Origin of the sequence: Undibacterium sp. Xuan67W (genome assembly GCF_049340165.1) — a bacterium.
Lineage (GTDB): Bacteria > Pseudomonadota > Gammaproteobacteria > Burkholderiales > Burkholderiaceae_D > Undibacterium.
This window is the reverse complement of record NZ_JBMPPN010000002.1, coordinates 216,535-229,470: the sequence shown is the minus strand read 5'-3', so window position 1 is coordinate 229,470 and position 12,936 is coordinate 216,535. Positions and strand designations below refer to the sequence as shown.

Annotated in this window: 9 protein-coding genes; 3 read left to right on the top strand and 6 right to left on the bottom strand. The window is 50.5% G+C overall.

The genetic code is table 11. The features are described 5' to 3' along the window. Positions 1 to 120: 120 nt before the first annotated feature. The 3 genes from ACO0LE_RS02750 to ACO0LE_RS02740 all read left to right on the top strand — a co-directional run bounded on the left by ACO0LE_RS02750 (position 121) and on the right by ACO0LE_RS02740 (position 3,685). A complete protein-coding gene (locus tag ACO0LE_RS02750) occupies positions 121 to 864 on the top strand; it encodes a metallophosphoesterase family protein (protein ID WP_422958881.1) in 744 nt (247 codons plus the stop codon). Between the two features lies 1 nt (position 865). Then, entirely contained in the window at positions 866 to 2,392 is a 1,527-nt protein-coding gene (locus tag ACO0LE_RS02745) for a protein kinase domain-containing protein (protein WP_422958880.1), read from the top strand. A 189-nt stretch (positions 2,393 to 2,581) separates the two neighbouring features. Next, the gene (locus tag ACO0LE_RS02740) at positions 2,582 to 3,685 is read left to right on the top strand and encodes an RDD family protein (protein ID WP_422958879.1); all 1,104 of its coding nucleotides are present in this window, start codon (positions 2,582 to 2,584) and stop codon (positions 3,683 to 3,685) included. Positions 3,686 to 3,751: 66 nt separating this feature from the next. Here ACO0LE_RS02740 and ACO0LE_RS02735 read toward each other — a convergent pair whose 3' ends face one another. The 6 genes from ACO0LE_RS02735 to ACO0LE_RS02710 all read right to left on the bottom strand — a co-directional run bounded on the left by ACO0LE_RS02735 (position 3,752) and on the right by ACO0LE_RS02710 (position 12,885). Continuing rightward, positions 3,752 to 3,970, bottom strand: coding sequence for a hypothetical protein (locus ACO0LE_RS02735; RefSeq protein ID WP_422958878.1), 219 nt, complete (start codon positions 3,968 to 3,970; stop codon positions 3,752 to 3,754). Between the two features lie 36 nt (positions 3,971 to 4,006). Continuing rightward, on the bottom strand, positions 4,007 to 4,402 hold the full coding sequence (locus ACO0LE_RS02730) for a DUF423 domain-containing protein (protein ID WP_422958877.1): 396 nt from the start codon (positions 4,400 to 4,402) through the stop codon (positions 4,007 to 4,009). Between the two features lie 80 nt (positions 4,403 to 4,482). Further along, entirely contained in the window at positions 4,483 to 5,661 is a 1,179-nt protein-coding gene (locus ACO0LE_RS02725) for a tetratricopeptide repeat protein (RefSeq protein WP_422958876.1), read from the bottom strand. 295 nt (positions 5,662 to 5,956) lie between these two features. Further along, positions 5,957 to 7,423 carry a peptide MFS transporter gene (locus tag ACO0LE_RS02720; RefSeq protein ID WP_422958875.1) on the bottom strand — a complete coding sequence of 489 codons (1,467 nt, stop codon included), beginning with the start codon at positions 7,421 to 7,423 and terminating at the stop codon, positions 5,957 to 5,959. A 42-nt stretch (positions 7,424 to 7,465) separates the two neighbouring features. Then, positions 7,466 to 8,944, bottom strand: a complete 1,479-nt coding sequence (locus tag ACO0LE_RS02715) for a hypothetical protein (protein ID WP_422958874.1) — start codon at positions 8,942 to 8,944, stop codon at positions 7,466 to 7,468. A 365-nt stretch (positions 8,945 to 9,309) separates the two neighbouring features. Then, entirely contained in the window at positions 9,310 to 12,885 is a 3,576-nt protein-coding gene (locus ACO0LE_RS02710; protein ID WP_422958873.1) for an indolepyruvate ferredoxin oxidoreductase family protein, read from the bottom strand. Positions 12,886 to 12,936 lie beyond the last annotated feature (51 nt).

Sequence of the window (12,936 nt, the reverse complement as noted above, 5' to 3'; positions counted from 1 at the left end):
GGCGATTGGCAAATTTATTTTCGATGTGATTTTTTAAGTCTATTTTCGACCTTAGCGTAAGCATGGCGTTAGCTATGCCCCGTAGTATCTAGTTATTCCATCACCGACAGACTGATCACCATGTTGCTAGCCATCCTGACCGACCTGCATGCAAACCGCGAAGCGGTCGAGGCGTGCATCGCCCATGCAGAACAACAAAAGGCCGGTCAGTACGCGTTCCTGGGGGATCTGATTGGCTATGGCGCCGACCCCGAATGGGTAATGTCCACGGTCATGGCCTACGTCCAGCGCGGTGCTTATGCGCTGATGGGCAATCACGATATCGCGATATTACAAGACGATCGTCAGGGCATGAACCCGATAGCACGGCAAGTCGTCGAATGGACACGCTCGCAACTCAGCAACGCGCAGATTGCCTTCATCCGCAATCTGCCTTATCGCATCGACCTGCAAGACCTTCTGCTGGTTCATGCTAATGCCTGGGCACCTGACGAATGGGAATATGTTGATGGCGTGATGGAAGCCATGCGCAGCATGCACGCAACAAAAGCGCAGGTGACTTTTTGCGGTCACGTCCACATGCCAACCCTGTACCACATGACGATGACGGGCAAGACCGGCGAATTTCTGCCAACGCCGGAACATAGCATCCCGCTGAGCAAGCAACGACGCTGGCTGGTCATTCCCGGTTCGGTCGGACAACCGCGCGATGGCAATCCGGCCGCATGCTACGCCACCTTTGATACCAATACTCAGGAACTGACCTACTTCCGCGTACCTTACGATAACGAAACCGCCGCCAAAAAAATTATCGCGGCGGGTCTCCCGGTCAGCCTCGCCCAGCGCCTGATGACAGGGGACTAAATTGAGTGATTTGAGCCCAACCGGCGCGTCCGGTACCGCGTCATCCAAGCAATACAATCAGAATGATTCAACACCTAACACGCCCCACCAGAGCCTCAAACCAGGCATGGACGTAAATGGCTACCGGCTAGAGGAAAAGCTGCACACGGGCGGCATGGCCGCATTGTGGCGCATCACCGATCTGCAAAAACGCCATCGGTCCGAAAGTAGTGATATTGATGAAGGCAACATCAGCAGTCCGCCGTTGATCATGAAAGTACCGCTGCTATTTTCTACCGATGATCCGACTGCGATCGTCGCGTTTGAAGTCGAGCAAATGATCATGCCCAAACTCAAGGGCAAACACGTGCCGCGCTACTACGGCTCCGGCGATTTTGATACCCAGCCGTATATCGTGATGGAGCATATCGCCGGTACTTCGTTGCGCAGCCGCTTCGAAGAATCGCCGCTACCGGTGGAAGAAGTCGTCACCACCGGCATCAAAATCGCACACGCCTTACAAGACCTGCACCGCCAGCATGTGATTCATCTGGATATCAAACCCAGCAATATCATGTTCCGCGCCGATGGCACGGCAGTGCTGATCGACTATGGCCTGTCACGGCATGACAAATTGCCGGATCTGCTAGATGAAGAATTTCGCCTGCCGCTAGGTACCGGCCCCTACATATCGCCTGAACAAGTGTTAGGTGTCCGCAACGAGCCGCGCAGTGATTTGTTCGCCCTCGGCGTGCTGCTCTATCACCTCGCCACCGGAGAGCGGCCTTACGGTCACCCGACCTCTGTCGCCGGTCTCAAAAAACGTATGTATCGCGATCCGGTTCCGCCACGCAGCCACAACCCGCTCATCCCAAACTGGCTGCAAGAAATTATCCTGCGCTGCCTCGAAGTCAATCCCGCTGCGCGTTTTGACACCGCAGCCCAGCTCGCTTTTTTACTCCAGCATCCAGATCAGCTCACCCTCACTGAACGTGCCGACAAGAGCAATCAGGACGGCTATTTATCCGTACTCAAACGCCGCTTTCAGGCCGCTGGCGCAGAACCGTTGTTGCAGCACAGCGTCTCCGACCAGCTCTCACAAGCCCCCATCATTGTCGTCGCCCTCGACCTGAGCAATCCCAATGCATCCGCTTCACTGAGCGACAACCTGCGCAACATCACACTACGCATGCTACAAACCAAACAAGGCGCCCGCCTCGCCTGCGTTACCGTCCGCAAAACCAATCGCATCGGCATGGACGACAGCATCATTCAACAAGGCCAGAACATCCACGTCAAACAACTGGTCGACCTCAAGCACTGGGCCAGACCACTCAACATCAGCCCCGACAAAATTACCTTTCACGTCCTCGAAGCACACGATCCCGCCGCCGCCATCATCGACTATGCAAACAACAACGACGTCGATCACATCATCATAGGATCAAGAGGCAGCTCAGCATTACGCAGATTTTTAGGAAGCGTCTCGTCGCAGGTAGTCGCGGAGGCGCATTGCACGGTGACTGTGGTGAAGGTGAGTGAGAAGTAGTGTGTGAATACATCAGCAAACATATGCAACTATTCATCACTTTTTTAAAAAGCGATGCGTCTTTAACTGCGTAATAGACAAACTAGAAGCCTTTCTCGTATACTGTGGAATTGCAAATAATGCAACATGGCAATCGCACGACCACTCCCGCAGCTATGGCATTAGCCACATTTCTAACGAAAATATTGAATGAATAAACCAGATTTCAGTAAATACACGGAAGCACAACTTCGGCAAGTATTAACACGCATTGATACTGTACGTTTTCCAGACAGAGTGAAGGAGATCGAGGAGATTCTCTCAGCCAGAGTATTTCCTCCTACACGTGCCGAGCTTAATTCCGTTGTGGTGAATGCACCGTCCATTGCAACTATTGCCGATCTGTGGCGGAGATTTGGGGCATTCCTTATTGATTTCATTATTCTCGGAATCATTGGAATGGCTGCGGGTACCGTTCTTCAAACGCAATTTGCAGCGCTTGGTGCGTGGGGCAGAGTCATTGGATTTATCATCACACTTATATTGCTCGGCGTATCGCAAAGCAGCCTGGGTGGTGGTCAATCATTGGGGATGAAAGTATTTGGCCTGAGAGTTGTATCACGAACGGGTGACATGCTCGGCGTTCGAGCCACGGTCATTCGTACAACCATTTTTGGCATAGCCTATTTCTTGAATGGCGTAAATGTTAATCTTGGAATTGGCAACGAATGGGGCTCTATAGGAATTGCTGTCCTGGTATTTGGACTGGCCTTTAGTATCTTCTATATGCTAATTTTTAATCGCCGAACGCGACAATCCATCCACGACCTAGCCGTCGGCGCTTTTGTTGTTAAAGCAGGCCCAGGTAAGGTCAATTTTTCGACAGAGTCAATTTGGCGCGGCCACGCCGCTATAGCTGGCGTAACAATTATCGCTATCTGCATTGGGGGAATTGTTTTATCAAAGCATTTCTTGCAAAGCGAGTCATTGGCCTCCCTTGCTCTTACACAGCAGGCTATAGTGAAACTCCCGGGGGTTGACGGCGTGAACATCAACCTCAATTCGTTCCCATCAAGCAAAGGAACAACAAACCGGCTACTTATTAATGCTTTCGTCGACGCATCAACCCCGAATCCCGAGGCACTCGCACTACAAATTGCGCAGACAGCGCTAAAAAACTGTGTTGAGGCAAGCAATCAGGATGTAATCGTCGTTACACTAGTATCTGGCTATGACATCGGTATAGCATCGTCTTGGCGCTGGAGGACCTACCCCCATACACCGCAGGAATGGCGAGCACTCCCGAGCACGTAGGTAAAATTAGGTTACCTTATGGTATCTACGTGCAGTTTCCCCAAGCTGATTCGGGTTTCAACATATTCATTTCTCAACCTGACTAGCAGTCTGCCCGTCAATAACCTGACGTTGCGTGTCTGCGGCTTTTTGCAAGGTTTGTTCTACCTCTTTAGATTTTTGTAGTTGCTCGCGTTGCGGCTCTGCGATGTTGAATGCTGGTGGTTCTGAAGAAACTTTGGGATCTGGTTTTTTGTTGCAGGCACCGAGCAAAGTCAGGATACAAAGAATGAATATGGTGCGCATGATCGGTTTCCTTCTATAGTCAATTTTTGACGCGATTCAAAATAAGGTTTTGTCGGATTTGATGTCACGATATGCAGCCCATGCCAGCATTGCCCAGGCGAGTAAAAAAGCTAATCCGCCTATGGGGGTGATCGCGCCCAGCCAGCGTACACCGCTCACCGCCAACAAATAAAGACTGCCGCTAAAAATCACGATACCGGTCAGCATCGCAATCGCCGAGCGGGTCAGCCAGATTGATGAGACGCGCGGCATGAGCAAAGCGATGCCAAACAAACCGAGTGCATGGCTGGTCTGGTAGCTGACCGCCGTGTGCCAGATGGTCAGCATCTCGGGAGACAACATATTTTTTAAAGCGTGCGCACCAAAAGCGCCAGCGGCTACCGCGATCAACATATTGATGGCGGCGAGGATGATGAGGTGGCGTTGCGTCATAGTCTTTGCATCTTTATCGGGTCGTATTTGTATGAATGTGGCTGACTTGTCTGATGCCATCATCATACGCGCTCACGGCCTTATTGGCGTTGCGCCAGCGCATTCAGACGATCGAGTTTTGCGGCATATAGGGCCTGGTCGTTACGCGTGGTGCTGTTCTGCATCGCAATCGCCATATGCTTGCGTGCCTGCCGGATGTCATCGAGGCGGAAGTAGGCTAGCGCCAGCCAGAACTGAAATTCATGATAATGCGGTGCGCGGTCAACCTCTTTGGCAAACCAGTCTCTGGCCTGTGCGTAGTCATTATTTTTCATCGCTGCGATGCCACGATCAAAATAATAAAACGGTGGAAAGGGTTGCAAACGCTCGAGTTTGGCATGTAGGTCTTTTGCCTCTTCGTCACGTCCTTGCGCAATAAAAACTTGCGCCAGATTTGCCATCGCGAGCAAATTGTCCGGCTCACGTTCCAATGCAAAATTGAAAGCCTGTTCTGCCTCAAACAAATTACGATGTCGCCAATAAATCACGCCGAGCATATTATAAGAAGGCAAGTAGGACGGACTTTGCACAAGTGCCTCGCGTGCCCACCAGTAAGCATCATTCAGATGACCTGTGCTGAGTAATTCAGCCGCTCGGTTATTCATATACATCGCGATGATGGTACTCTCATCAATCGGCGTAACATGCTGACCTCGAACCTCTTCCGGTGGTAAAAAGTCGATAGTCAGCGCCTGGTAATAGTCATACGCGTTACTAGTATCAAAGCGCCTTTTCCCGAGTACCAGATTCACATGTCCAGTAGAAAAATACAAATTTGCGCGACGACTCCAAGTCTCATCAATAGCGACGCTTTGGTACTGTACAGACAAGCCCATTTCCTTAGCAAAGGCGGCGGTCATGATCACTAATGACAAGCAATTACCAGACCGGACTTTGAAGGTATCCGGTGCATTGCGAGTCATCTCGGCGTCATATTCCAATTTAAGCTGATGCTTGCTATATAGCGCATCGAATAATCCTTTTTGCGCCCCCTTCGCTCTGATTTCACTCGCAATATTGAAACTAATGTACTGCCGCATTTCGTCACTGACGGCAAAGATATTGGTCGCATCAATACCGGCTGCAGGTGGCGTGAAATAAGCATCATTGAAAAAATGCGTCGGTTGCGACGTTACATGTTGAACAGCGACCTGGGTTGCACAACCGGGCAGACAAGCAGCGACTACCGCAGACCATAACAAGATGAACCAGTTTCTCATGACAGTGTCTCCTAATCAGGTCAGGAAGGCAGCAACACTAGCTATAAAACAGGTCGCTGAAGAATATCTACTGATATCGTATATTTGATTTCCAGTATCCTCGGCTGCAATGCACCTGTCAAATGTCGTGACATCTTGATTGCGAGAACCATAACGGGCTGGTGCGAACTCAATGAGTTTTACCGACGTCAGAATAGCGATTGTGAAAGCCGACGTGTCAGGGGAACGGCAATTAAAACGCCCTGATCCGCAAGGGGGTCAGGGCGCCAGGGTAGAACTTAAACCTATGTCAGATTTACACCTTAGCAGGCCCGTTCGTAATCAGTTTCCTCAATACCGGAATCAGGACAATCAGTACGATACCGACCGCGACACTGCCCCATCCCAGCATGGAAAAAATATGGTGATAGGTCGGATTGGTCGAGCTGGCCATACCTTCTTTTGCCTCGGGTATCAGCGCGGAAAAATAGCTCGCAAAAATGGATCCAGTTCCGGTCACCAGCATCCAGGTGCCCATCATCACACCCTGATATTGGGTCGGTGCCAGACGCCCGATCATTGCGTAACCAATAGGCGAAATCAGGAGCTCAGCGATACTTTGAAAAACAAAACTAATGAAGATCCATTTAAATGCGACCATACCATTTTCGGCAGCGAATGAGATACCGAGCGGCAGCACCAAAAAGCCCAGTCCTATGATGACCAGAGAGGCAGAAAACTGTCTTGGGATATCAATGTTCCAGCCTTTTTTACGCAAATGATCAAAGAGCATCGCCATCAGCGGGCCGCCAAACATGATCACAAAGGTATTGATATTCTGTATCCACTGAGGCGCGATTTCAAAACCCCAGACAATGCGGTCCACATTGTTATCAGCAAATAATTGCAGGCCACTCGGTGCCATCTGATACAGCGTCCAGAACACCAGGGAACCCAGCGCAAGAATCAGATACGCCGCCATATTGCGACGTTCTCTGAGATCTTTATGCACATATGTCAGATAGCCCAACACAATGGCAATCGCAACGCTGATCGCCAGTACCAGATAACCGCTGACCTCAGCATGATGCAACATAAACTGCACCAGAGGCACCAGGCCAACCAGGATCAGCAATCCAACTGCCAGGCGCTGTTTAAATTCTTTTGGCGGAGCTTGTAATAACGGCGTGTTCAGATCAGAAATTCTTTTCCAGTTCCAAGCAGCCAATACGATCGCCATGAAGTTGCCGATGGTCGCAAAGATAAACAGACTCTGATAATCCTGCTTTAACTGATACACACCAGCGGCAGAGAATCCGATAAAAAACCCGAGATTCATACCGGCATAATTCCACAAAAACGCACTCTCGCGCCGGTCATCTTCGGGCTTGAATCTTTGTGTCAGCATCAGATTAATGCACGTCACATTCAGGCCGCTACCAGTCAGAAACAAGGCCAGCCCCCAATATAATTGCGCCGAGCTACCACCAGAGATACACGCACAACCAAGCACCTGCAAGACCATCCCGCCGACGAACAAATTACGGTTACTGATAAAGCGGCCACCGAGATAACCGCCAAACAAATGCAAGCCATAATTGAACGCACCAAACACACCCATGATCGCCGTCGCATCCTTCACACTAAAACCAAGTTTCTTGGTCGAGTACAACACCAGCGTCGAATACAGCACCGCAAAACCCAAAGTCGCAAAAATCTGGATAAAGAATAATGCACCGGCTCCCTCAGGAATCGCCGCTAGTTTTTTTTTGAATGGTGACAAAATGGTCTCCTGGATAAATAGTTGATTTTGTTGTGGGCGGTTTTAATGGATGGCGGCATCGCTGAGCTGCACGATATACAACTTACCGCCATTGAGGTTGCTAGAGGCTTTTTGTCTTCCTGTAAATTGCAATTGCCTCTTCTGTGCATCCCAGGTCATTGGGCTGGCATCATAAGGATTACGCAGCGCTGGTGAGGCTTTAGCAAGATATTCGGAAATTCCCGACTCTGTAATATGCTGCGAACGTAGCTCCATTTGCAAACTAACCAGACTCAAATAACCGTCCAGATCGATACTTCGTTCCAGATAGGTTACATAAGTTGCCGAGGTATCCTCAGAGACATAGGCGAGAATTTTCCCTATGGGATTATAAAAATAATGGGTGTAGGGGAAAGTCATGTTTTCCTCTATCGCCTTACTCCGGGCAGCGGCCTGCTGGCGCATCGTATCAATAGGCAAAGGAGATTGTCGCAATAAGGCGATGCGCTCTGACCACAACAAAAGAATTTGATTCATCGTCGCATTAGGCTGATAAAAAAATCTGCCTAGCTTCTTTGAGAAAAATCCTTTGACAATGTCTTCTCGTGAGTCATTTTTCTGGTGCAGCAGATATTGCAAAAACGTGAAGAAACGTGCTTCGTTAGTAAATACACCGACGAAATTTTTTTCCTCTTGACTCAAGGGACGAACCAATTCACTCAACTGCTGCCGGTAGTGCGTGAGTAATTCTGGCTTCAACTCGACCAGATCACTGACTAGCTTTGCTTGTTTGCGGATGATCGCGATGCTTACCATTCGCGATATCAGCGTCGACGTATTCCGCATCAGGCTGCGTAAATACCGGTCGTTTTGTTGTAAACGCTGTATGCCGCGGTCAAACTTCCCGTCCGCAATGTCAAATTCTGCCAACACCATCACCATCTCTGCGGCTTGTACCAGTGGGGACATATTCGGTATCGGACTTCCCGGTGTCGGAATCACATGCTCCTCAAATCCCTCCATGACTTGCATTTGCATATACCGTTGCAACAGAATCTGATTCGCCACAAGCAGCTTCTCTAACTCAGCACGCCTGGTCAAATCGGCTTGCATACAATTGTTTAGCGGCGAGATACAACGACGCTGATCCCAGGTGGACTCCAACTTCTTTTCTTTACTCTCGTCCCTCGTAAGCTGATCAAAAGTGATGGGATTCTGGAGGTAACGACGTTCGTCGGACGCCACGATTTCACGACCTGACTTGAATGCGTCGAGCGAGGGATCCGCATCGATTGCGCGCAAAATAAAAAAACCATTTTTTTTGTCGGCGACTTTATAGACAGGTGCTTGCATGAGCGCACGCACCTCTGGCGACAAAGACTCATCATGCAAATTGATGAACATGACCCCAACAATGAACAACAGGATAAGTACAACAAAACCTAGCAATACCCACATAATCCTGCGTAGAACCCGTATTGAACGCGATCTTGGTGAGCGTAGTACAGGCTTGTTTTGCAGCATATCTGTTTGAGAATTCATCAATTACTCAATCCTAAAAAGTGACACTCTAACGCACAAAGGCCGGAGGAATTACCTGACACGTACAAGATACTTATCTCCAGTATATTTTAGAGGCCTACTAAAACAGAGCGAATAAAGTGCATTTAAAAAAAATAATGGGGGAGTATATCAATATTTAATAAAAACCAAGTAATTCGTGGTAAGGGCAACTCTTTGCTCTTTGGTCATCAGCGGTACTGAGTCTGGACGCCTAAGTACAACTAGGTCATCGTCAACACCTGTGACAATACCTGGTGTAAAAATTGATACCACAAGAAATAGAAATGGCCGGCTAGCGCCGACCATTTTTTTACTGCTTTATCAAAGTTTCCATGCTGACTGGCTTATGCCGCCCTTTGCGCTTGCGGTCTGTCATTGAATTCTGCCAGCAATTGCGCCTCTTTCGCTTTTGCTGCGGCGAAGTGGCGTTCCTTGACATGACCGTAACCACGGATGTCTTCCGGAATACTCGCAATCGCGACGGCTTTTGCTACATTGTCGGCGTTCAGCTGAGTGAGCAATTTACTGACTGTGGCTTTGTAATCGACCGGCAGAGCGCGTTCCATCTTACGTTCTGCGGTATAGCCGAAGACATCGAGCGCACTGCCACGCAGGGATTTGAACTTGGCGAGCAGGCCAAAGGCTTTCATCATCCATGGACCGAATTGCTGTTTGATCAGGTGACCCTGGCTGTCGGTCTTGGCGAGCAATGGTGGTGCGAGGTGGAAATTGATTTTGTAATCGCCTTCAAACATGCCAGCGATTTTTTGCTGGAATTTGCCATCGGTGTACAGTCGGGCGACTTCGTATTCATCTTTATACGCCATCAATTTAAACAAATATTTCGCAACGGCTTCAGTCAGGCGTAATGGCTTGCCACCAGCAATGGCTGATTCTGCTGCTTTGACTTTGTTGACAAATTCACTGTACTGCAAAGCATAAGCGGCATCTTGATAATCCGTCAGGAAAGCGATGCGCTTGTTAATGGTGTCGTCGATCGTCGGAGCGCGTTTGAGCTCAATGACTTGGGCTGGCGTAACCAATTTTTTCACCGCCGCCAGATCATGTGCCGCGACGCGTCCCCAGTTGAATGCCTGCTTGTTGAAGTCAATCGCGACGCCATTGAGCTCAATCGCACGCATCAGCGCTGCTTCGCTTAAAGGCACACTGCCCTTTTGCCAGGCAAACCCGAGCATGAACATATTCGAGGCGATGTTATCGCCCATCAGGGCCGTCGCCATGCGCGTGGCGTCGACCATGTCTACGCGGTCTTCGCCACAGGAATGGCGAATCTCAGCTTCGGCGCTCTCACCCGGAAAAGTCCAGTCAGGATTCTTGATGAAGGTGGATGTCGGAGAAACAGACGAGTTGACCACTGCGCGGGTGCGGCCTTCGCCCATCCGGGACAGCGCATCACGGCTGGCAGTCACGACCTCATCGCAACCGATGACCAGATCTGCCATGCCGGTACCGACACGGGTGGAATGCAGGTCACCAGCATTGTCCGCAAGACGCACATGCGACATCACCGCGCCGCCTTTTTGCGCCAGACCAGTGATATCCAATACGGAGCACGCTTTGCCTTCCAGATGTGCCGCCATCGCCATGATCTGGCCAATGGTGATCACACCGGTGCCGCCGATACCGGTTACCAGCACGTTCAAAGGCTCTGTCGTTGCAGGTAAAACCGGTGCGGGCAAACTGGCGACATCGAGTGCGGTGCCTTGTTCTACTTTGGCTTTGGCTGGTTTTTTCAGCTTACCGCCTTCGACAGTGACGAAGCTTGGACAGAACCCGTTCACGCAAGAAAAATCCTTGTTGCACGAAGATTGATTAATCTGACGCTTACGGCCAAACTCAGTTTCCAATGGTTCAACGGACAGACAGTTTGATTGCACGGAACAATCGCCGCAACCTTCGCAGACAGCTTCATTGATCACAGCGCGTTTGGCCGGATCAGGGAAGCCCGGCTTGCCATCCTTGTCAAATTTTTTCCGGCGGCGACGCTTTTCGGATGCACAGGTCTGGTCATAAATCATGGCCGACACGCCTTCGATTTCACGTAACTCGCGTTGAACAGCATCGAGTTCGCTGCGGTGACGTACGGTCACGCCGGGTGCCCAGTTGTAATCTGCCGGATATTTTTCCGGCTCGTCCGTCACTACGATAATCGGTGTGACACCTTCTGCGGCGATCTGACGTGAAATCATGCCAGGATCAAGCGGGCCGTCAAACTCCTGTCCGCCAGTCATTGCAACGGCGTCGTTGAATAAAATTTTGTAGGTGATATTGACATGCCCGGCGACCGCCGCGCGTATCGCCAGCAAACCGGAATGGAAGTAAGTACCGTCACCCAGATTGCTGAACACATGCTTCTCCGTCGTGAACGGTGCCTGACCGACCCAGGTCACGCCTTCACCGCCCATGTGACTGAAAATAGTGGATTCGCGGTTCATCCAGGTCACCATGTAATGGCAACCGATCCCCGCCAGAGCGCGGCTGCCTTCCGGCAATTTGGTCGATGTGTTATGCGGACAACCGGAGCAAAAATGCGGGATGCGGTCCTTGTTCGGATCAGGTTTGGCGGCGATATTCAGCGCGGCTTCTTTTGCCTCTAAATAAGCGACGCGCTCTTTAACGCGCTGCTCGACAGGATGACCGGAAAAATATTTGGTGATGCGTGAGGCAATCGCACGGGCGATCTGCGCCGGGCTTAATTCATACGTCGCTGGCAGCAACCAGTCGCCATGACCAGCGTGATCTAGATCGCTCCATTCGCCAGTATCGTCAAACTTGCCAACCACGCGCGGACGCACATCGTCTTGCCAGTTGTAGAGTTCTTCCTTGAGTGCGTATTCGAGAATCTGACGCTTCTCTTCGACCACCAGAATCTCGTCGAGACCTTTGGCGAATTCACGTACGCCTTGTGATTCAAGCGGCCAGGTCATACCGATTTTATAAAGGCGGATACCGATGTCGGCGGCAGTTTGTTCATCAATACCGAGATCTGCCAAAGCCTGACGTGTATCGAGATAGGATTTGCCTGCCGTGATGATGCCGACCTTGGCGCGCGGACTATCCCAGATAATCTGGTTGAGCTTGTTGGCGCGGGCATAAGCTAAAGCGCCATACCATTTGTAGTTAATCATGCGTGCTTCTTGGGCGAGCACAGGATCGGGAGTGCGGATGCTGATACCGTCAGCGGGCATCTGGAAATCACTCGGAATAATCGGCTTGATACGCTCTGGATCGATATCGACTGAGGCACCGGATTCCACGACTTCGGTCACGCATTTCATCGAGACCCAGAGACCGGTGTAGCGTGACAACGCGATACCATGCAAGCCGTAATCCAGATATTCTTGTACCGACGATGGGTACAGAACCGGAATGCCGCACGCTTTCAAAATATGTTCAGACTGATGTGCGGCGGTCGAGGATTTAGCAGCGTGGTCATCACCTGCAATGACCAGTACACCACCATGCTTGGACGTACCTGCCAGATTCGCATGCTTAAACACGTCACCGCAACGATCTACACCAGGGCCTTTGCCGTACCACATCGCAAATACACCGTCGTATTTAGCACCCGGGAAAAGATTCACTTGCTGCGTGCCCCATACCGATGTAGCGGCCAAATCTTCGTTCACACCAGGGTGAAATTTGACATGCGCTTTTTCCAGATGCTTTTTGGCTTTAGCGGCGGTCAGATCGACGTTGCCCAGTGGTGAGCCGCGATAGCCCGAGATAAAACCTGCCGTATTCAATCCGGCTTTTTCATCTGCCTGACGTTGCAGCATCATCAGGCGCAATAGAGCCTGTGTGCCAGTCATGAAAGCGCGTCCGCGCTCCAGGGTAAATTTGTCGTCCAGCGTGATGTCATTATCGATCAACGTCTGTGACTTGATGGGTGCATTCATGGGGTCTCCGTGCTTTTTAGTGTTGGCGGGGTAACGCCTCTGACAACCTGG